The sequence below is a fragment of the Pantoea sp. RIT-PI-b genome (assembly GCF_001187905.1).
GTDB lineage: Bacteria > Pseudomonadota > Gammaproteobacteria > Enterobacterales > Enterobacteriaceae > Pantoea > Pantoea nemavictus.
Window position 1 is genome coordinate 35,657 of record NZ_LGIS01000014.1, and the last position, 19,790, is coordinate 55,446.

Genomic DNA, 19,790 nt, shown 5'->3' on the forward strand with positions numbered 1-19,790 from the left:
TTGACGTCAAAATAGTTCAAGGGTTCCATAAAAATGGCAAATAACGTCACCGGTCTTGTAAGAATAGTGAAAGCAGCCGGTTATTCCTGGCAGGGCTTGCGTGCCGCATGGCAGCATGAAGCCGCATTTCGCCAGGAGGCGATTGCCGCGCTGGTGGCTATTATCGTGGCCAGTTGGCTGGATGTTGATGCCATTTCCCGCGTGTTAATGATTGGTTCGGTGGTACTTGTCATCATTGTTGAAATCCTTAATAGCGCCATCGAAGCGGTGGTAGACCGCATCGGTCAGGAGCAGCATCCGTTAGCCGGGCGCGCCAAAGATATGGGATCGGCTGCCGTGTTGCTGACTATCTTACTGGCTCTGTTTGTCTGGATCGCGCTGCTCTGGACGCATTTGAGATAGGGATTCCAGATTCATCAATGCGCTGATTTTTCCCTCTGTTACGGTTTTCATTTCGCGAATACCTGTATATACTCACAGCGACTGTATAAACAACCAGGGGGCGGGATGAAAGCGTTAACTGCAAGGCAGCAACAGGTCTATGACCTGATTCGCGACCATATTAACCAGACGGGCATGCCGCCAACGCGTGCGGAAATTGCTGCGCAACTGGGTTTTCGCTCGCCCAATGCTGCTGAAGAGCATCTGAAAGCGCTGGCGCGAAAAGGCGTTATTGAAATTGTTTCCGGCGCATCGCGCGGGATACGCCTGCTGATGGAAGAAGAGCCGAGCGAAGGTTTGCCATTAATTGGCCGCGTCGCTGCTGGCGAGCCGCTGCTGGCACAAGAGCACATTGAAGCGCACTATCAGGTTGATGCCAACCTGTTCAAACCCAGCGCCGATTTCCTGCTACGCGTTAGCGGTATGTCGATGAAAGATATCGGCATTATGGATGGCGATCTGTTAGCGGTGCATAAAACTCAGGAAGTGCGTAACGGCCAGGTTGTGGTGGCGCGCATTGATGATGAAGTCACCGTTAAACGCTGGAAAAAGCAGGGCGCGATTGTGCATCTTCTGCCGGAAAATAATGATTTCCAGCCGATTATCGTTGATACCCGCGAGCAGTCACTGACCGTTGAAGGTTTGGCTGTGGGTATTGTGCGCAACGGCGAATGGCTCTGATCAATTTCTGATCCTCCCCAACTGCGGCGGCGTATGCTGCGCTGACCGCAGTCTGCTATTTTATTTCTCTGTGACATTTTCTGCGGCACTGTCGGGCGCATTATCACGCTGATACCGCAAACAACGGAATGCGATGATGCAGCTGTTTTCCCCTTCAGATAAAGCACTCTGGCGGCTGGCGCTGCCAATGATTCTCTCCAACATCACCGTTCCGCTGCTGGGCGTGGTGGATACTGCCGTCATTGGTCATCTTGATAGCCCCATTTATCTCGCTGGCGTCGCCGTGGGTACCACGGCAACCAGTTTCATCTTCATGCTTCTGCTGTTTTTGCGAATGAGCACCACCGGCCTGACCGCGCAGGCTTTTGGTGCGAATGATAAAAGCGCACTGGCGCGCGCCTTGACGCAACCGCTGCTCATCGCTTTAGTCTTCGGACTCTTATTTATGCTGTTGCGAACGCCAGTAAGCAGTTTGGCGGCAGCACTGATGGGCGGCAGTCCGGAAGTGCAGCAGCAGGCGAAAATATTTATTGAGATTCGCTGGCTGAGTGCGCCGGCCACCTTGGCTAATTTGGTGATTCTTGGCTGGCTGCTGGGCGTGCAGTATGCGCGTGCGCCGATGGTGTTATTGATCGTCGGTAATCTGGTGAACATCCTGCTCGACCTGCTGTTTGTCCTCAAGCTGCACTGGGGCGTGGCGGGAGCGGCGGCGGCTACGGCGTTGGCCGAATATGTCACGCTGGGTGTGGGTTTGTGGATGGTAGCGCGGGTACTTAAATTGCGCGGTATCCACTTCACGCTGCTAAAAAATAGCTGGCGCGGTGATGCGGCGCGGTTGTTTCGCCTCAATCGCGACATTATGTTGCGTTCCCTTATGCTGCAAATCTGCTTCGCGTCTCTCACCATTCTCGGTGCGCGCATTGGTCCGGATGTCGTTGCGGTCAATGCGGTGCTGCTGATGTTCCTCACCTTTACTGCCTACGCATTAGATGGCTTTGCCTATGCGGTAGAAGCCTGTTCCGGTGAAGCGGTCGGCGCTAAAGATCGCAGCCGGTTATTGCTGATCTGGCACGCTGCTTGTCGACAGGCCTGTTTTGTGGCGGTGCTATTTGCGCTGATTTATGCGTTCACTGGCCCGCAGATTGTAGCGATGCTGACTTCACTGGAAGCACTACGCGACATGGCCGATCGCTACCTCATCTGGCAGGTGATACTGCCGCTGATTGGCGTCTGGTGTTATCTGCTGGATGGCATGTTTATCGGCGCGACGCGCGGGCGAGAGATGCGAAACAGCATGGTAATAGCGGCCATTGGTTATGGCGTAGCGCTGTTGACGCTGCCGTGGCTCGGTAACCACGGTTTATGGTTGGCGGTAACGGTATTCCTGGCGTTACGTGGGCTGACACTATGGCTAATCTGGCGGGGTCACTGGCAACGTGATAGCTGGTTTAACGCCTGATTAAGCGAAGCGTAACCTACAGATTAATCTGTAATTCTCTGCAAACTTCGAAGCGGCTACTACAATTACCTTATACGGCGCACATGAGTAGCGCGTTGTCTGGGTATATTGCCATATAGACAGGCGATATATCTATCTCACTCAGGATGAAGTGGAGGATTATATGAACAAAGACGAAGCGAGCGGAAACTGGAAGCAGTTTAAAGGGAAAGTGAAGGAAAAGTGGGGCAAGCTTACGGATGATGATATGACCGTGATCGAAGGTAAACGCGAGCAGCTTGTCGGTAAAATCCAGGAACGCTATGGCTATGCGAAAGATCAGGCAGAGACCGAAGTGAAAGACTGGGAAAGCCACAACAAAGATTACCGCTGGTAGTCGACGACCCCTATTAAGGATGATGCTCCTACCCACCGGTCATTATGATCGGGTCGGCACAAGGATGTGCCCATTACGCTTTTCTCACCCGCTTTTTCCCCTCAACCTGGTGGTCGTGTTCGCAGCTTTCGTGATGCGTACAAGCCGCAACCTCAGCGCAATTCTCACACAAGCCATGTGCTTCAATCACCGTATGACGCAGTGAAAATCCCGCTTGGTCTGCCAGTGCCGCGATAGTTTTTTCCACGCCATGAGCATGCTTTTCGCTGACCGCTGCACAACCATCACACACCAGCATCACCGAAGTGTGTGCCGGCTCATCGAAATGGTGGCAAACCACATAACTGTTGTTCGACTCCACGCGATGAATAAATCCCTGTTCCAGCAAAAAATCCAGTGCACGATAGATGGTGGGCGGTTTGGCTTGCGGCTCACTCACGCGCAGCTGATCCAGCAAATCGTAAGCGCTTATCGAACCGTTTTGCTCTGCCATTAAGCGCAGCACTTCGGCGCGTTGAGTGGTGAGACGCACGCCGCGGTCGAGGCAAAGTGATTCTGCCTGAGTAAGAAGTTGTTCGGGCGTGAGGTTTGACATAAGCATTCTCCAGGTTGCAGGTGATGTTATTTTATCACACAAATTTTTACCCTGCTGTGATTGCTTATTCCCCTTAAAAATGGCCAGAAAGCTCTCGCCAATCAATAAATTATCCTAAGAATCCTCCCCACGATTTTTCTGCAATGATTTTACCTGAGAAATGCGGACCGCCAGACAGCGCAACGGCGCACGGGTTTTTGCTTTGCAACTCACCGGGTTAGCGTCTATGGTTCAAAAGGTCTTAAGTAATTTCTGGTATCAATTTACTCACTGTTAATTTTTCTGCATAAAAACACAGCGGAATGGCGCTTATGCATCCAATTCTGCGAATAGCAGTGCTATTTCCTTTTAATTCACAGCAATGAAGCGTTAGCCAGGGTTCAGAATAGCGGCTAACTAAACTGTTCCGTCGGTGAGTGGCTCAGCGACATTTTAAAGGTGATGGCAGACTCATGGTGAAGACATTATTCAGGCACAAAAAAGTAGCTTATCTTGTTGGTTTGAATGCGGTATTTCTCTCCTCGTCGGCTCTGGCAGCAGGAACATGGTATGACGCGCGGAATGATGCGATGGGCGGTACGGGGGTAGCTTCTTCTACCTGGAGTTCAGCGGTGCTGGCGAACCCAGCATTGATGACCAAAGCGCAGCCTGAAGATAACGTCAGCATTATTATCCCTTCAGCAGGGGCGCAGGTGACTGACAAAGACAAATTACTGGATCGCGTTGATGACATCACCGATACCGTCGATCGTTATCAGGATGTCATCGATAACCTGACCTTTGCAGATTACCTTAATGGTTATCCACAACTTAAAGCGGCAGCGGGCGATGTGGCTAATCAGCTCAGCGATCTACGCGGTAATAAAGCGAATGCCACCGCGGGTGTGGCGCTGGCAGTCACCGTACCAAATGAAACGTTGCCCTTTGCCTTTATCACCAAAGCATACGGAACGGCGCATGTGCGAGCTAACGTCGCTGATAGCGATATTGCCTACCTACGCGGTGTTGCTAATGGCACCATCATTCCCGTACCGGGAGATGAAGATAATCTGCGTTCCAGCGCCAACGGCTTGGCCGCGTTAGTCACGGATTATGGTGTTGCAGTTGCGCATGAATTCTCGATTGCTGGCCATCCGGTTTCAGTCGGCGTGACGCCAAAACTGCAGAAAACCTGGTTGTATAACTACACCGCCAGTATTTATAACTACGACAAGAGCGACATCAACAGCAGCCGCTATCGCAGCAGCGATACCGGTTTCAACGTGGATGCCGGCGTGGCCACTGATTTTGGTGACAACTGGACCTTTGGCGTGACCGGTCAAAACCTGATTTCGCGCGATATCGACACCAAAGAGGTCAACGGCTACCGCGATACCTATCAAATTCGTCCGCTGGTAACTACCGGGCTCTCCTGGAATAACGGACCGTTCACGTTGGCGGGTGATGTTGATCTGACCGAAACCAAGCGCTTCAAATCGGAAGAGTCCAGCCAATATGCGGGCGTGGGCGCAGAGTATCGTGTGCTGGATTGGCTGGCGCTGCGCGCCGGTTATCGCGCCGATTTGAAATCGAATGATACCGATGTCTTTACCGCTGGTTTGGGCGTGTCACCGTTCAACAATACGGTCCATCTGGATCTGGCCGGTTCGGTCGGCAAAGACAATACCGTGGGTGCGATGTTGCAACTCGGATTTAACTTCTAACCCCAGCAAGGTTTTAATCCTGCAAACGGGCGGCTGTGTCGCCCGTTTTGCTGTGGTATCATTGCGCAGTTTCTCATCACTTAACTCACTGCGGATTTACTGCGTTTCATGACCGATACTTTCTCCTCGCAACGTTTTTCTATCGCCCCCATGCTCGACTGGACCGATCGCCACTGTCGCTATTTCCACCGTAAGTTGAGCGGCGATACGCTGCTGTACACCGAAATGGTGACGACTGGCGCAATCATTCACGGTAAGGGCGACTATCTGGCCTACAGCGAGGATGAACATCCGCTGGCGCTGCAACTCGGCGGTAGCGATCCCGCTGCGCTGGCGCAGTGCGCCAAACTGGCTGAAGAGCGTGGCTACGATGAGATCAACCTGAATGTAGGTTGTCCGTCCGACCGCGTTCAGAACGGCCGTTTTGGTGCCTGCCTGATGGCTGATGCCGCGCTGGTTGCCGATTGCATTAAAGCCATGCGCGACGTCGTGAGCATCCCGGTAACGGTAAAAACCCGTATCGGCATTGACGAGCAGGATAGCTATGAATTTTTATGTGATTTTATTGGCACCGTGGCGCAACAGGGCGGCTGCGAAACCTTTATTATCCACGCGCGCAAAGCCTGGTTGTCAGGTTTAAGCCCGAAAGAGAACCGTGAAATTCCGCCGCTGGATTATCCACGCGTCTATCAGCTAAAGCGCGATTTTCCAGCACTGACCATGGCGATAAACGGCGGTATCAAGACGCTGGAAGAGGCCAAACTGCATCTGCAGCATATGGATGGCGTGATGATGGGGCGTGAAGCCTATCAAAATCCTGGCATTCTGGCGCAGGTGGATCGCGAACTGTTTGGACGCGATACGCCAACTGTCGATCCTGTGGCAGTGGTGCGCTCGATGTATCCCTATATCGAAGCGGAGTTATCGAAAGGCATGTATCTCGGCCACGTTACGCGTCATATGCTTGGCCTGTTCCAGGGAATTCCCGGTGCTCGCCAGTGGCGCCGCTACTTGAGTGAGAATGCCCACAAGCCCGGCGCAGATGTGCGCGTGGTAGAAGCGGCGCTGGCGCTGGTTGCGGATAAAATCCCGCAGGAAGCGCTGTAATCATCGGGGGTTGGGTCGCCATGAATGGCGATCCTAAGCAAGCCAGTGGTAGGGTGCGCATTGATGCGCACCGGAACCACAGCACAATAATCCCTTACAGTTGGTTTTTTCTGCGCCACAAGTTAGCAATTTCCACCACGTCTCAGGCATCGCCATTCTGGCGCTATCAATTATTTCAACGTGTTAGCTGAAGTTCTTACCTGGCACGCATCTTGTAATACTCCTGATGTTACTTACACAGGAGAACCTTCGTGGAAATTCTATTTGTTCTCGGCTTTTTTCTCATGCTGCTGTTTACCGGCGTTTCGCTGCTGGGAGTTATCGCGGCATTGGTCGTTGCCACTGCTTTGATGTTCTTCGGCGGGTTACTGGCAATTGTTATCAAAGTGTTGCCATGGCTGGTATTGGCGGTCATTGCCGTGTGGCTTTATCGTGCATTTACTACGCCATCAGGCGAGGCAAAGTTACGCAGGCTGAAAAGAAAAATCAGTGACTTAGAGAGAAAGAGCTGGCGCTAAATGCGGTGATGATCACAGACTCGAAAATTGCTTAGATCAATTCCGCAATTAAACATATTTTTTACTTATGTTTTCTGTCAGGATGATTGGCGTTGTTACAAACGAATTCATCGCCGCTGTCCCTACACCAGCGCGAACTATAAAAAAGAAAGAAAAAGGGGCTTCCTAATGGGAAGCCCCGTTTGCTTTTAGCCGATCAGGGAATCAGCAGGCTCGAACCTTGCGTTGCCCGGCTCTCCAGCACCTGATGCGCGCGCACCGCATCGCTCAAGGCAAATTTCTGCTGCTCCGGCACGTTTAGCTGAATCGCCCGGCTGGCAATCAGTGAGAACAACTCGTTGCTGGCGGCATCCAGTTCTTCACGATTGGTGATGTAGCCAAACAATGAAGGTCGGGTGACAAACAGCGAGCCTTTCTTATTCAGAATACCCAGGTCGATGCCCGTTACCGGGCCCGATGCATTGCCAAAGCTCACCATTAATCCGTGACGACGTAGGCTATCCAGCGAAGGTTCCCAGGTATCTTTCCCCACCGAGTCATACACAACGGCGACTTTCTCACCGTTGGTCAACTCGCTGACGCGCTTAGCGATATCCTCTTCGCGATAGTTAATCGTCGCCCATGCACCCGCATCTTTGGCGATTTGCGCTTTTTCCGCGCTCCCCACGGTACCAATCAGATGCGCGCCCAGCGCCTTGGCCCATTGGCAGGCAATCAAACCGACGCCACCGGCAGCGGCATGGAACAGGAAGATTTCATCGGCTTTCACTTTATAGGTTTGGCGCAGCAGATACTGCACGGTTAACCCCTTAAGGAACGAGGCTGCACCTTGCTCAAAGCTGATGCTGTCCGGCAGGATCACTAATCGATCTTCGGCCACATTATGCGCTTCGCTATAAGCTCCCAGCGCGGCCTGGCAATACACCACGCGATCGCCCGCTTTAAAGCGCGTCACTGCCGATCCCACACGCTTAACCACGCCGGCCGCTTCCGTCCCCAAACCTGATGGGAATGCGCTTACCGGATATAAGCCGCTGCGCACGTAGGTATCAATGTAGTTAATACCAATCGCTTTGTTCTCAACCTGTACTTCGTGTTCGGCAGGATCGGCTAACTCGAAATCGGCCCATTGCAATACTTCGGGGCCGCCGTGTTGGTTGAACTGAATACGCTTTGCCATTCTGACTCCTGTGATTGTTCATCCTGGGACGGTATACTTGCGCGTCCCTTTCACGATCGGTAATGCATTCACTATGGCAGGAAATAAACCCACCAACAAATCGAACGAACCCCGCGATCGGCAGCTGGAAGGCGTGAAAATGCCGCCGCATTCCATAGAAGCGGAGCAGTCGGTGCTGGGTGGGTTGATGCTGGATAACCAGCGCTGGGACAACGTCTCTGAACGCGTCGTCGCCAACGATTTCTTCAACCGCTCGCACCGCATGATTTTCACAGAGATGCAGCGTTTGCTGGAGGCGGGCCAACCGATCGACCTGATAACGCTGTCTGAATCACTGGAAACGCTGGGTGAATTAGAGATGGCGGGCGGCTTCGCCTATCTGGCCGAACTGGCGAAAAACACGCCAAGTGCGGCGAATATCGGTGCCTATGCCGATATCGTGCGTGAACGTGCGGTCGTGCGCGAAATGATCTCGGTGGCGAACCAGATAGCCGATGCGGGTTACGATCCGCAGGGACGCAGCAGCGAAGACCTGCTCGATTTCGCCGAATCTAACGTGTTCAAAATCGCTGAGCAGCGCGCCAATAAAGATCAGGGTCCGCAGAACATCGAGCAGATTCTGGAAGCTACGGTATCGCGCATTGAGGCGCTGGTCTCCACGCCGCACGATGGCGTCACCGGCGTCGATACCGGTTATCAGGATTTGAACAAAAAAACTGCCGGATTACAGGGCTCGGATCTGATTATCGTCGCGGCGCGTCCGTCGATGGGTAAAACCACGTTCGCCATGAACCTGTGTGAAAACGCCGCCATGTTGCAGGATAAGCCAGTACTGATTTTCAGTCTGGAGATGCCCAGCGAACAGCTGATGATGCGTATGTTGGCGTCGCTGTCGCGCGTGGACCAGACGCGTATTCGTACCGGTCAGTTGGAAGATGAGGATTGGGCGCGCATCTCTGCCACCATGGGGATTTTGCTTGAGAAGAAGAACATGTTTATTGATGACTCTTCTGGCCTGACGCCAACCGAAGTGCGTTCGCGCGCGCGACGCATCTTCCGTGAAAACGGTGGATTGAGCTTAATCATGATCGACTACCTGCAACTGATGCGTGTACCGGCGCTGTCGGATAACCGTACGTTAGAGATCGCCGAGATCTCGCGCTCACTCAAAGCGCTGGCCAAAGAGTTGAATGTGCCGGTCGTCGCACTTTCACAGCTGAACCGCTCGCTGGAGCAGCGCGCCGATAAGCGCCCGGTCAACTCGGATCTGCGTGAATCCGGCTCGATCGAGCAGGACGCCGACTTGATCATGTTCATCTATCGTGACGAGGTGTATCACGAAAACAGCGATCTGAAAGGCATCGCCGAGATCATCCTCGGTAAGCAGCGTAACGGCCCGATCGGTACGGTACGTTTGACCTTTAATGGTCAATGGTCGCGTTTTGATAACTATGCTGGCCCGCAATACGACGACGAATAATCCTTTCTCCGCAGATGCATGCACGATTTGTGCATGCATTTCACGTCATCAGAAAATAGTGTTGGACAACCCCGGCGTTAATCAGGTTATCTGTAACAAAGCGCACTCAATAACGCTGTGGAAGCAGAATGACTCAGGTAGACGATCACGACCTTAAGATATTGACTCTATTACAATCTAATGGACGCCTCACCAATCAAGAACTCAGCGATTTAGTCGGACTTTCGGCGTCACAATGTTCACGTCGCCGCATTAATCTTGAGCAGGCAAATCTCATTCTTGGCTATCACGCTCGCCTGTCGCCAGATGCGGTTGGCCTGGGCATGGTAGGATTAATTGAAGTGAGATTGAAAAACCATACGCCGGATTATGAAGAGAGCTTCCATCGCATGGTGGAAGAGGAAGCGGCGATTGTTGATGCCTTCAAAACGACCGGCGATGCCGATTATCTTCTGAAGGTGGCGGTCGCCGATTTAGCCTCACTCAGCGCGCTGATCAGCCAGTTAGTGGCCGGCCATCAGAGTGTCGCCCACGTAAAAACCTCCGTGGTTTTAAGCCGTCTCAAAGAGAACGGTTTGATGATGATTCCCCAGCACAAAACGCGCCAAAAAAGTGCATGATGTGCTAATCTGGTGCAATAATTGCCGTATTAATGCAAAAAGCGCGCACCAGAAAACAGATTTGTGCATGAGTTGATGGTTTGAGTCCTAATTAATGCACAAAAACCTGCAATAAAGCGCCTTAGTTATCAATTGGATAATCACTGGCACCCATCGGCGGCTAACATAGGTCACCGATGTGGTGCGTTTTTTGCATTTGAAGGGCATCATTTGCAATGAGATTAACCCATGGATAACGTTGTACAACCCACTAAAGTTCCTCACTCACTCGTTGAAGATGCGCTGGCGATCGTGCTCGGCACGCTGATGGTGTCGTTTGGTGTCATCATGCTGAAACAAGCCGGCGCGTTGACCGGCAGCTCAGCGGGTATTGCCTTTTTGATCAGCTATTTGTCGCCGCTCTCCTTTGGTAGCGCGTTCTTCCTGATCAACCTGCCATTTTACTGGCTGGCGGTACGCCGCATGGGCTGGGAATTCACCCTGAAAACCTTCTGCGCGGTGGGTTTGGTTTCGCTGTTTACCCATCTGCACCCGCTGTTTGTGCATTTTTCTGCGCTAAATCCGTTTTATGCGACACTGTTCGGTAACGTGGTGATGGGCGTTGGGTTTATAGTGTTGTTCCGTCATAAAGCCAGCCTCGGCGGCATCAATATTCTGGCGCTCTGGTTGCAGGACCGCATCGGTCTGCGTGCCGGAAAACTGCAGATGGCGGTCGATACCTGCGTGGTGTTAGCCTCGCTGTTTGTGGTGTCGTTACCCATGCTGTTGGCCTCAATTGCGGGCGCGGTGATCCTTAATCTCATCATCGCAATGAATCATCGTCCCGGCCGTTACCTGGTTTAATGACGCCTCTTACCTCTTATTTATGACCAATCATGGAGATCTGCACCGTGTTTCAAAACGTTGATGCTTATGCCGGCGATCCGATTCTGTCGCTGATGGAAACTTTCAAACAAGATCCGCGCGATAACAAAGTAAACTTAAGCATTGGTCTCTATTACAACGAAGCGGGCATTATTCCTCAGCTGCAGGCCGTTGCCGCCGCGGAAGAGCGTCTGCAGGCGCAGCCGCATCAGGCGTCGCTGTATCTGCCGATGGAAGGTTTGAACGCTTACCGTAACGCGATTGCACCGCTGCTGTTTGGTAAACAACATCCGATGCTGCAAGCGGGTCGCATTGCATCCATCCAGACGCTGGGTGGTTCGGGCGCACTGAAAGTCGGTGCCGATTTCCTGAAGCGCTACTTCCCTGCTTCAAACGTGTGGGTGAGCGATCCAACATGGGAAAACCACATCGCGATCTTCAACGGTGCGGGTTTCGACGTGGATACCTATCCGTGGTACGACGCTGAGACCAACGGCGTGAAGTTTGATGCGTTCATTGCCAAACTGAAAACGTTGCCGAAGCAATCCATCGTGCTGCTGCATCCGTGCTGCCACAACCCAACCGGCGCCGATCTGACTAACGCGCAGTGGGATGAAACCACCGAAGTCCTGAAAGCGCAGGAGCTGATTCCGTTCCTCGATATCGCCTATCAGGGCTTTGGGGCGGGCATGGAAGAAGATGCTTATGCGATTCGCGCGATTGCGGCAGCCGGTTTGCCTGCGCTGGTCAGCAACTCATTCTCTAAAATCTTCTCGCTGTACGGCGAGCGCGTCGGCGGACTTTCTATCGTGTGCGACAGTGCAGAAGAGTCGGCGCGTGTCCTCGGCCAGCTGAAAGCTACCGTACGTCGTAACTACTCCAGCCCGCCAAACTTTGGTGCTCAGGTTGTTTCCTGCGTGCTGAATGACGAGGCGTTGCTGAACAACTGGCTGGCCGAAGTGGAAGCCATGCGTCTGCGTATTATTGAGATGCGCCAGGCGCTGGTGAAGGTGTTGAGCACTAAGCTGCCAGGGCAAAACTTTGATTACCTGCTGAAGCAGCGCGGTATGTTCAGCTACACCGGTTTGAGCGCACAGCAGGTTGATCGCCTGCGCGATGAGTTCGGCGTGTACCTGATCGCCAGCGGCCGTATGTGCGTAGCTGGCCTCAACAGCCGTAACGTTAATCAGGTTGCTGAGGCGTTTGCTGCGGTGATGTAACTCTTTTTGCGCGCCGCTGTTTAACTGAACCACCCAGCTTTAACGCGGGTGGTTTTTTTATGCGTATGATTAAGACGGTTCTTGTGGGGAGCGGAGGGATGCGACGTTAGTTTTGGCGGGCTTTTATCTGGTCGGAAGCGCCAGAAGCCAGGAAGTCTAACAATAAGGAATCGCCCCATGAACCCTTTCTCTACCGCACTGAAACCCCTCTGTTATGCCATGACATTGGCCCTCTCGCTGCCTGCCTTTGCGACTGAATTGACGCGTGACAATGGCGCACCGGTCGGTGATAACCAGAATTCGCAAACCGCGGGTGAGCACGGCGCCGTGTTGCTGCAGGATGTGCAGCTGATTCAAAAGCTGCAGCGTTTTGACCGTGAACGTATTCCGGAGCGCGTAGTGCACGCGCGCGGCACCGGCGCACACGGTGAGTTCCGCGCCAGCATAGACATCAGTGATTTGACGATGGCAGACGTATTCAAGCCAGGCAGCGTGACGCCGGTGTTTGTACGCTTCTCGTCGGTGGTGCACAGCAAACATTCGCCGGAGACGCTGCGCGATCCGCGCGGTTTTGCTACCAAGTTTTACACCAGCCAGGGCAACTGGGATTTAGTCGGTAACAACCTGCCGGTGTTCTTCATCCGCGATGCGATCAAATTCCCGGACATGGTGCATGCCTTTAAGCCCGATCCGCGCACCAACCTGGGCAATGATGCCCGCACCTTTGATTTCTTCTCACACGTGCCAGAAGCCACGCACGGTCTGACCATGCTGTTCTCCAACATGGGCACACCCGCTAACTATCGCCAGATGGATGGCAACAGCGTGCACGCCTACAAATTCGTTAACGCGAAAGGCGAAGTGCACTACGTGAAGTTCCACTGGAAAACGCTGCAGGGCGAGAAAAATCTCGATCCTGCGGAAGTCGCAGCGATCCAAAGCGGCACCTTTAGTCATATGACCGAAGATTTGGTGGCGGCGATCAACAATAAAGCCTATCCGAAATGGGATCTCTACATTCAAACCATCAAAGCCAGCGATATCGATAAGTTCGACTTCAATCCACTGGATGCGACCAAAATCTGGCCGGGCATTGCCGAAGTGAAAGTGGGGCAGATGGAGCTCAACCGCAACGTCGATAACTTCTTCCAGGAGACCGAGCAGGTAGCAATGGCGCCATCGAATCTGGTGCCGGGCATTGAGGCATCGGAAGATCGTCTGCTGCAAGGGCGTTTGTTCTCGTACGCTGATACCCAGATGTATCGCATCGGCGCTAATGGGCTAAGTTTGCCGGTCAACGCGCCGCGCGTGCTGGTCAGTAATGGCAATCAGGATGGCGCCATGAACAGCGGTAAGGCCGACGATCATGGTGTGAACTATCAGCCCAGCCGCATCTATCCACGTGAAGAGCTGCAAAGTGCGCGCTACAGCCACAGTCCGCTGAGCGGCGTGACACAACAGGCCACCCTCGCCAAAACGCAGAACTTCAAGCAGGCTGGCGAGCTGTATCGTTCCTTTAACGATAAAGAGAAAAGCGATCTGATTACCTCGCTGGGCGGGGCGCTGAAAGGTGTCGATGTGCAAAGCCGCGCCATCATGCTGTCGTATTTCTATAAAGCCGATAAAGAGTATGGCGAGCGTCTGGCCGCGATGACTAAAGATGATGTGGGCAGCATCAAAGCGATGGCCGCTAAGCTGAACGACTAACCTTCAGGCGGCAGACTTCACGCTCTGCCGCTTTTTCCTTGTCATAGGGTTTACCTTTCGCCGACATGCTGCACACTTAAACGGTGTGTTTCATTTTAGGATTCTGGCATGTGGCATCAACAAACTCTGACGCTGAGCGCCAAAGCGCGCGGTTTTCATCTCATCACCGACGAGATTGTCGGCCAGCTTAACGGCTTAACCGATGTGCGCATTGGTCAGCTGCATCTCCTGCTACAGCACACTTCGGCGTCACTGACGCTGAATGAAAATTGTGATCCCACGGTGCGCAGCGATATGGAGCAGCACTTCTTACGTCATGTTCCGGAAAATGCACCTTATCAGCACGATTACGAAGGGGCCGATGACATGCCCGCTCACATCAAATCGTCGTTACTGGGTGTTTCACTCCTGATTCCGGTAAGTCGCGGGCGCTTGTTACTGGGCACGTGGCAGGGAATCTGGCTGGGTGAGCATCGCGTACATGGCGGCGCGCGGCGCATTGTTGCGACCTTACAAGGGGAATAAAACATGAACACTTCGGATTTACTGACTTACTGCATGGGCAAGCCAGGCGCAGAGCAGAGCTACAAAGACGTGTGGCAAGCGACGCAAATTAAAAGCGAAGGCGTGCTGTTTGCCATGCTGTATGAGGTGAAAGGGCGGCCAGCATTATCGCTGAAAGCGTCACCCGCACTGGCGGATTTACTGCGAGAGGAACATAGCGATGTGTTTCCCAGTGAGCATTTAAATAAGTCGCACTGGAGCACGCTGTGGCTGGATGGTTCACTGAAGGATTCGCAGATTTACTATCTGGTGGATGCCTCCTGGCAACAGGCTGACGCCACGCGCGCGGCGGGCGTCAACCATGATGAGAACTGAGGCCGGTTAAGCCGCAGACTCTTCGCGCAGGGTGTTGATATCAATCACGAAACGATATTTTACGTCGCTTTTCAGCATACGTTCGTAGGCTTCGTTGATTTGGTTCATCGCGATCAGCTCGATATCCGAGGTGATGCCGTGCTTGCCACAGAAATCCAGCATCTCCTGGGTTTCTGCAATGCCGCCAATCAGTGAACCGGCAACGCTACGACGTTTAAAGATCAGGTTAAATACCTGCGGTGCCGGGTGATCGTGCTCCGGTGCGCCAACCAGCGTCATGTTGCCGTCGCGCTTCAGCAGGGTGATGAACGGGTTGAGATCGTGCTGCGCCGCAACGGTATTCAGAATGAAGTCAAAGCTATTGGTATGCTGTGCCATCTGATCGGCATCTTTCGAGATCACCACTTCATCTGCGCCGAGGCGCTTACCGTCTTCAATTTTGGACGGTGACGTGGTGAACAGCACCACATGCGCACCCATAGCATGGGCCAGTTTGACGCCCATGTGGCCAAGACCGCCGAGGCCGACGATACCCACTTTTTTACCCGGACCCACGTTCCAGTGGCGCAGCGGTGAGTAAGTCGTGATACCGGCACACAGCAGAGGTGCAACACCTGCCAGATCGAGATTTTCCGGCACGCGCAGTACGAAGCTTTCATCTACCACCATGTTGGTGGAGTAGCCGCCGTAGGTGATGGCGCCCGTTTCGCGGTCTTCACCGTTATAGGTGCCGACAAAACCATTTTCGCAATACTGCTCCAGTCCTTCCTGGCAGCTAGGACAGCTGCGGCAGGAATCAACCATACAACCCACGCCGACCAGGTCACCCACTTTATAGTTGTGTGTGTGAGCGCCAACGGCAGTCACGCGGCCCACGATTTCATGGCCAGGTACCACTGGGAAAATGGTGTTGCGCCATTCATTGCGCGCGGTATGCAAGTCTGAGTGGCAAACGCCACAGTACAACACTTCAATCTGCACATCATGAGCGCGCAGTTCGCGTGGCTTAAAGTCGAACGGGGCGAGTTTTGCTTTCGCGTCCTGTGCGGCATAGGCATGCGTAATATTCATGGTGTCTCCAGTCGGATGTGTCGTGAGTTTTATGCGGGATCCCGTTCAGCGGACTGAAGGGATAAAGGGCGTATGGACGCCAAAAGGAACGCTGTAAGGATAGTCAGCAGGATGAAATGCGTATATGCCTGAAGTTGTCTGATTCTTGCCTGTTCCTGCATTTCGCTGTGGGAATTGGCAGCAAAAATAAGGCCCGCATTAGCGGGCCTGAGAGAAAATCACTTTTTCAACATTGGCTTAAGGAAACGTGCCGTGTGTGATTTTTCACACTCTGCCACCGTTTCTGGCGTGCCGGCAATCAGGATTTCCCCGCCGCCGCTGCCACCTTCCGGACCAAGATCGACAATCCAGTCAGCGGTTTTGACCACGTCGAGATTGTGCTCAATCACCACGATGGTGTTGCCCTGATCGCGCAGCTGATGCAGCACTTCCAGCAGTTGCTGAATATCCGCAAAGTGCAGACCGGTGGTCGGCTCATCAAGGATATACAACGTCTGGCCTGTGCCGCGTTTTGACAGCTCACGCGCCAGCTTAACGCGCTGGGCTTCACCGCCAGACAGCGTCGTCGCCGACTGGCCGAGGCGGATATACGACAGGCCAACATCGATCAGCGTTTGCAGCTTACGCGCCAGCGCTGGAACGGCATCGAAGAACTCACGCGCCTCTTCGATAGTCATATCCAGCACTTCGTGGATGCTCTTGCCTTTGTATTTAATCTCCAGCGTTTCGCGGTTATAGCGTTTGCCTTTGCACTGGTCGCACGGCACGTAGATGTCAGGCAGGAAGTGCATCTCTACCTTGATCACGCCATCGCCCTGACAGGCTTCACAGCGTCCGCCGCGTACGTTAAAGCTGAAGCGGCCAGGATTGTATCCACGTGAACGCGCTTCCGGCACACCGGCGAACAGCTCGCGCACCGGCGTGAAAATGCCGGTATAGGTCGCGGGGTTAGAGCGCGGGGTACGGCCAATCGGGCTCTGATCGATATCGATCACTTTATCGAAGTGTTCGAGACCGGCGATCTCACGATAAGGCGCGGCTTCGATGGTGGTAGCCCCGTTGAGCTGGCGCTGCGCAATCGGGAACAGCGTATCGTTAATCAGCGTCGATTTACCCGAGCCGGATACGCCGGTGATACAGGTAAATAAGCCGACCGGAATCGTCAGCGTGACGTCTTTGAGGTTGTTGCCGCGCGCACCCGTCAGTTTCAGTACTTTGGCGGGATCGCCTTTGACGCGCTCTTTTGGAATCGCGATCTCACGCTTGCCGCTAAGGAACTGGCCGGTGAGTGAATTTTCATTCGCCATGATCGCGTGCACATCGCCTTCCGCCACCACCTGACCACCATGCACGCCAGCGCCTGGCCCGATATCGATCACATGGTCAGCCGCGCGAATCGCATCTTCATCGTGCTCTACCACAATCACCGTATTACCGAGATCGCGCAGGTGAATCAGCGTACCTAACAGGCGTTCGTTATCGCGCTGATGCAGACCGATGGAGGGTTCATCCAGTACATACATTACGCCCACCAAGCCAGCACCAATCTGGCTGGCCAGACGAATACGCTGCGCTTCACCGCCGGAGAGCGTTTCTGCCGAGCGTGACATCGACAGGTAGTTCAAGCCGACGTTGACCAGGAAGCTCAGGCGATCGCCGATCTCTTTCAGGACTTTCTCGGCGATCTGTGCGCGTTGGCCGCTCAGCTTCATATTGGCGAAGAACTCCATCGCATGCCCGATGCTCATCTCAGAGATGGTCGGCAGGTTGGTGTTTTCGACAAAGACATGACGCGCTTCACGACGCAAACGGGTGCCTTCACAGCTGGCACAAGCGCGGTTGCTGATAAATTTCGCCAGCTCTTCGCGTACCGCGTTGGATTCCGTCTCTTTATAACGGCGCTCCATGTTGTGCAGCACGCCTTCAAACGGATGGCGGCGCACCGAAGTATCACCCCGATCGTTGATGTATTTGAATTCGATATTCTCTTTGCCGGAACCGTACAGAATCACGTTGCGCGCATTGTCGCTCAGGCTGTTAAACGGAGCTTCAACATCGAATTGCAGATGCTCTGCCAGCGAGCGCAGCATCTGGAAATAGTAGAAATTACGGCGATCCCAGCCGCGGATGGCGCCACCGGCCAGCGACAGCTCGGGATTCTGCACCACGCGATCGGGGTCGAAATATTGCTGCACGCCCAAGCCATCGCAGGTCGGGCAAGCGCCGGCTGGGTTGTTGAACGAGAACAGGCGCGGTTCGAGTTCGCGCATGCTATAGCCACAAATTGGGCAGGCAAAGTTCGCCGAGAACAGCATCTCTTCAGCATGGGTGTCGTCCATATCGGCGACGATTGCCGTACCACCGCTGAGTTCCAGCGTGGTTTCAAAAGATTCCGCCAGACGCGTTGCCAGATCCTCGCGCACGCGGAAGCGGTCAATCACCACTTCGATGGTGTGTTTCTTCTGTAATTCCAGCTTCGGCGGATCCGACAGGTCGCACACTTCGCCGTCGATACGCGCACGGATATAACCCTGTGCGGCGAGATTTTCCAGCGTTTTGGTGTGTTCGCCTTTGCGATCTTTCACCACTGGCGCCAGCAGCATCAGGCGACGGCCCTCTTCCTGCGACAATACCTGATCGACCATCTGGCTAACGGTTTGCGCGGCCAGCGGAACGTCATGATCCGGACAGCGCGGCTCGCCGACGCGTGCAAACAGCAGGCGCAAGTAGTCGTGAATTTCGGTTATGGTGCCGACGGTGGAACGCGGGTTATGCGAAGTCGATTTCTGCTCAATGGAGATGGCGGGCGAAAGACCTTCAATGTGGTCAACGTCCGGTTTCTCCATTAATGAAAGAAACTGGCGCGCATAGGCCGAAAGCGATTCGACATAGCGACGCTGGCCTTCAGCATACAGCGTATCAAACGCCAGCGAAGACTTACCGGAACCTGACAGACCGGTGACCACAATGAGCTTATCGCGAGGGATGATCAGGTTGATGTTCTTCAAATTATGGGTGCGAGCACCGCGGACTTCGATCTTATCCATTCACCTTTCCCGGATTGAACAACACTCGCCATGCCTTGCCAGCACGACCAGCAGAAACGCTCCATTATGGCACAAAAAATAACCTGAATAAATATCCAGTGTTTTTTGCTATTCTGCTTGCTGGAAAAAAATTGGAATCCCGCTCTAAAGTGGGCACACGCCAATGTGACGTGATACAATTTTTCGCTTAGACTTTTAGCATCAACTCATCGGGAGACAGCAACATGGCCAGTCGTGGCGTAAACAAAGTGATTCTAGTCGGGAATCTGGGTCAGGATCCGGAAGTGCGCTACATGCCAAATGGTGGCGCGGTAGCCAACATTACGCTGGCCACGTCAGAAAGCTGGCGCGATAAAGCCACCGGTGAAAACAAAGAGATCACGGAATGGCATCGTGTTGTGCTGTTCGGCAAACTGGCGGAAGTGGCGGGTGAATACCTGCGTAAAGGTTCCCAGGTTTACATTGAAGGCCAGCTGCGCACCCGTAAATGGACCGACCAGAGCGGCCAGGAAAAATACACCACTGAAGTGGTTGTGAACGTTGGCGGCACCATGCAGATGCTGGGTGGACGTCAGCAGGGCGCGAACGCAGGTGGCGCACCGGCGGGCGGTCAGGGCGGCGGCAATAACAACGGTTGGGGCCAGCCACAGCAGCCACAACAGCAGCCGCAAGGCGGTGGCAACCAGTTCAGCGGCGGCGCGCAGCAGCGTCCACAGCAGCAGAGCGCACCGGCGAACAACGAACCGCCAATGGATTTTGACGACGATATTCCGTTCTGATTATTCGCCTGAACACTCGGGCGCATTGTCAATGAATCCAGAGCTGCCATTCCGTGAGGAGTG

Annotated in this window: 19 protein-coding genes; 15 read left to right on the top strand and 4 right to left on the bottom strand. The window is 53.7% G+C overall.

What is annotated here, in order from left to right; all coding sequences use genetic code 11:
• Positions 1-33: 33 nt before the first annotated feature.
• The 4 genes from AC790_RS06600 (at position 34) to AC790_RS06615 (ending at position 2,957) form a co-directional block, all read left to right on the top strand.
• Complete coding sequence (locus AC790_RS06600; protein WP_049851275.1) at positions 34-402, top strand: diacylglycerol kinase; 369 nt, start codon at positions 34-36, stop codon at positions 400-402.
• A 105-nt stretch (positions 403-507) separates the two neighbouring features.
• Positions 508-1,122, top strand: a complete 615-nt coding sequence (lexA, locus tag AC790_RS06605) for a transcriptional repressor LexA (protein WP_009128593.1) — start codon at positions 508-510, stop codon at positions 1,120-1,122.
• A gap of 136 nt (positions 1,123-1,258) precedes the next feature.
• A complete protein-coding gene (gene dinF / locus AC790_RS06610; protein ID WP_049851545.1) occupies positions 1,259-2,581 on the top strand; it encodes an MATE family efflux transporter DinF in 1,323 nt (440 codons plus the stop codon).
• 163 nt (positions 2,582-2,744) lie between these two features.
• Positions 2,745-2,957 (top strand): CsbD family protein, encoded by a 213-nt coding sequence (locus tag AC790_RS06615; RefSeq protein ID WP_049851276.1) that lies wholly within the window; start codon positions 2,745-2,747, stop codon positions 2,955-2,957.
• Positions 2,958-3,030: 73 nt separating this feature from the next.
• Here AC790_RS06615 and zur read toward each other — a convergent pair whose 3' ends face one another.
• Positions 3,031-3,552 carry a zinc uptake transcriptional repressor Zur gene (zur, locus tag AC790_RS06620; protein ID WP_009128600.1) on the bottom strand — a complete coding sequence of 174 codons (522 nt, stop codon included), beginning with the start codon at positions 3,550-3,552 and terminating at the stop codon, positions 3,031-3,033.
• A gap of 452 nt (positions 3,553-4,004) precedes the next feature.
• On the opposite strand from zur, the gene traF reads away from it, so the two are divergent.
• The 3 genes from traF to pspG all read left to right on the top strand — a co-directional run bounded on the left by traF (position 4,005) and on the right by pspG (position 6,880).
• On the top strand, positions 4,005-5,255 hold the full coding sequence (traF, locus tag AC790_RS06625) for a conjugal transfer protein TraF (RefSeq protein ID WP_049851277.1): 1,251 nt from the start codon (positions 4,005-4,007) through the stop codon (positions 5,253-5,255).
• Positions 5,256-5,363: 108 nt separating this feature from the next.
• Positions 5,364-6,362 carry a tRNA dihydrouridine(20/20a) synthase DusA gene (gene dusA / locus AC790_RS06630; RefSeq protein WP_049851278.1) on the top strand — a complete coding sequence of 333 codons (999 nt, stop codon included), beginning with the start codon at positions 5,364-5,366 and terminating at the stop codon, positions 6,360-6,362.
• A 251-nt stretch (positions 6,363-6,613) separates the two neighbouring features.
• Positions 6,614-6,880 (top strand): envelope stress response protein PspG, encoded by a 267-nt coding sequence (gene pspG / locus AC790_RS06635; protein ID WP_009128606.1) that lies wholly within the window; start codon positions 6,614-6,616, stop codon positions 6,878-6,880.
• A gap of 196 nt (positions 6,881-7,076) precedes the next feature.
• On the opposite strand, the gene AC790_RS06640 is transcribed toward pspG, so the two are convergent.
• Complete coding sequence (locus AC790_RS06640) at positions 7,077-8,060, bottom strand: quinone oxidoreductase (RefSeq protein ID WP_049851279.1); 984 nt, start codon at positions 8,058-8,060, stop codon at positions 7,077-7,079.
• 73 nt (positions 8,061-8,133) lie between these two features.
• Here AC790_RS06640 and dnaB point away from each other — a divergent pair, with 73 nt between their 5' ends.
• From dnaB to AC790_RS06675, 7 genes are all read left to right on the top strand, one after another.
• Complete coding sequence (gene dnaB, locus AC790_RS06645; protein ID WP_036621482.1) at positions 8,134-9,540, top strand: replicative DNA helicase; 1,407 nt, start codon at positions 8,134-8,136, stop codon at positions 9,538-9,540.
• Between the two features lie 128 nt (positions 9,541-9,668).
• Positions 9,669-10,160 carry an Lrp/AsnC family transcriptional regulator gene (locus tag AC790_RS06650; RefSeq protein WP_008109951.1) on the top strand — a complete coding sequence of 164 codons (492 nt, stop codon included), beginning with the start codon at positions 9,669-9,671 and terminating at the stop codon, positions 10,158-10,160.
• A gap of 228 nt (positions 10,161-10,388) precedes the next feature.
• Positions 10,389-11,003, top strand: a complete 615-nt coding sequence (locus AC790_RS06655; protein ID WP_009128614.1) for a YitT family protein — start codon at positions 10,389-10,391, stop codon at positions 11,001-11,003.
• Between the two features lie 47 nt (positions 11,004-11,050).
• Entirely contained in the window at positions 11,051-12,244 is a 1,194-nt protein-coding gene (locus AC790_RS06660) for an amino acid aminotransferase (RefSeq protein ID WP_152929118.1), read from the top strand.
• A 177-nt stretch (positions 12,245-12,421) separates the two neighbouring features.
• On the top strand, positions 12,422-13,951 hold the full coding sequence (locus AC790_RS06665; protein ID WP_049851281.1) for a catalase: 1,530 nt from the start codon (positions 12,422-12,424) through the stop codon (positions 13,949-13,951).
• A gap of 108 nt (positions 13,952-14,059) precedes the next feature.
• Entirely contained in the window at positions 14,060-14,476 is a 417-nt protein-coding gene (locus AC790_RS06670; protein WP_049851282.1) for a secondary thiamine-phosphate synthase enzyme YjbQ, read from the top strand.
• A gap of 3 nt (positions 14,477-14,479) precedes the next feature.
• Entirely contained in the window at positions 14,480-14,830 is a 351-nt protein-coding gene (locus AC790_RS06675; protein WP_009128623.1) for an MmcQ/YjbR family DNA-binding protein, read from the top strand.
• A 6-nt stretch (positions 14,831-14,836) separates the two neighbouring features.
• Here the strand turns inward: AC790_RS06675 and AC790_RS06680 are convergent, their stop codons facing one another.
• Both AC790_RS06680 and uvrA read right to left on the bottom strand, forming a co-directional pair.
• A complete protein-coding gene (locus AC790_RS06680; protein WP_009128625.1) occupies positions 14,837-15,901 on the bottom strand; it encodes an NAD(P)-dependent alcohol dehydrogenase in 1,065 nt (354 codons plus the stop codon).
• Between the two features lie 218 nt (positions 15,902-16,119).
• On the bottom strand, positions 16,120-18,948 hold the full coding sequence (uvrA, locus tag AC790_RS06685) for an excinuclease ABC subunit UvrA (RefSeq protein ID WP_049851283.1): 2,829 nt from the start codon (positions 18,946-18,948) through the stop codon (positions 16,120-16,122).
• A 224-nt stretch (positions 18,949-19,172) separates the two neighbouring features.
• Between uvrA and ssb1 the strand changes: the two genes are divergently transcribed.
• The gene (ssb1, locus tag AC790_RS06690; protein WP_009128630.1) at positions 19,173-19,727 is read left to right on the top strand and encodes a single-stranded DNA-binding protein SSB1; all 555 of its coding nucleotides are present in this window, start codon (positions 19,173-19,175) and stop codon (positions 19,725-19,727) included.
• The last annotated feature ends 63 nt before the right edge of the window (positions 19,728-19,790 follow it).

Excerpts from the sequence above, each read along its gene's own strand:
- traF (WP_049851277.1), top strand. The coding sequence starts at position 4,005 with ATGGTGAAGACATTATTCAGGCACAAAAAAGTAGCTTATCTTGTTGGT.
- AC790_RS06615 (WP_049851276.1), top strand. The coding sequence starts at position 2,745 with ATGAACAAAGACGAAGCGAGCGGAAACTGGAAGCAGTTTAAAGGGAAA.
- uvrA (WP_049851283.1), bottom strand. The coding sequence starts at position 18,948 with ATGGATAAGATCGAAGTCCGCGGTGCTCGCACCCATAATTTGAAGAAC.
- AC790_RS06670 (WP_049851282.1), top strand. The coding sequence starts at position 14,060 with ATGTGGCATCAACAAACTCTGACGCTGAGCGCCAAAGCGCGCGGTTTT.
- lexA (WP_009128593.1), top strand. The coding sequence starts at position 508 with ATGAAAGCGTTAACTGCAAGGCAGCAACAGGTCTATGACCTGATTCGC.
- ssb1 (WP_009128630.1), top strand. The coding sequence starts at position 19,173 with ATGGCCAGTCGTGGCGTAAACAAAGTGATTCTAGTCGGGAATCTGGGT.
- AC790_RS06665 (WP_049851281.1), top strand. The coding sequence starts at position 12,422 with ATGAACCCTTTCTCTACCGCACTGAAACCCCTCTGTTATGCCATGACA.
- AC790_RS06680 (WP_009128625.1), bottom strand. The coding sequence starts at position 15,901 with ATGAATATTACGCATGCCTATGCCGCACAGGACGCGAAAGCAAAACTC.
- AC790_RS06600 (WP_049851275.1), top strand. The coding sequence starts at position 34 with ATGGCAAATAACGTCACCGGTCTTGTAAGAATAGTGAAAGCAGCCGGT.
- AC790_RS06655 (WP_009128614.1), top strand. The coding sequence starts at position 10,389 with ATGGATAACGTTGTACAACCCACTAAAGTTCCTCACTCACTCGTTGAA.
- AC790_RS06640 (WP_049851279.1), bottom strand. The coding sequence starts at position 8,060 with ATGGCAAAGCGTATTCAGTTCAACCAACACGGCGGCCCCGAAGTATTG.
- dnaB (WP_036621482.1), top strand. The coding sequence starts at position 8,134 with ATGGCAGGAAATAAACCCACCAACAAATCGAACGAACCCCGCGATCGG.
- AC790_RS06675 (WP_009128623.1), top strand. The coding sequence starts at position 14,480 with ATGAACACTTCGGATTTACTGACTTACTGCATGGGCAAGCCAGGCGCA.
- AC790_RS06650 (WP_008109951.1), top strand. The coding sequence starts at position 9,669 with ATGACTCAGGTAGACGATCACGACCTTAAGATATTGACTCTATTACAA.
- dinF (WP_049851545.1), top strand. The coding sequence starts at position 1,259 with ATGCAGCTGTTTTCCCCTTCAGATAAAGCACTCTGGCGGCTGGCGCTG.
- zur (WP_009128600.1), bottom strand. The coding sequence starts at position 3,552 with ATGTCAAACCTCACGCCCGAACAACTTCTTACTCAGGCAGAATCACTT.
- dusA (WP_049851278.1), top strand. The coding sequence starts at position 5,364 with ATGACCGATACTTTCTCCTCGCAACGTTTTTCTATCGCCCCCATGCTC.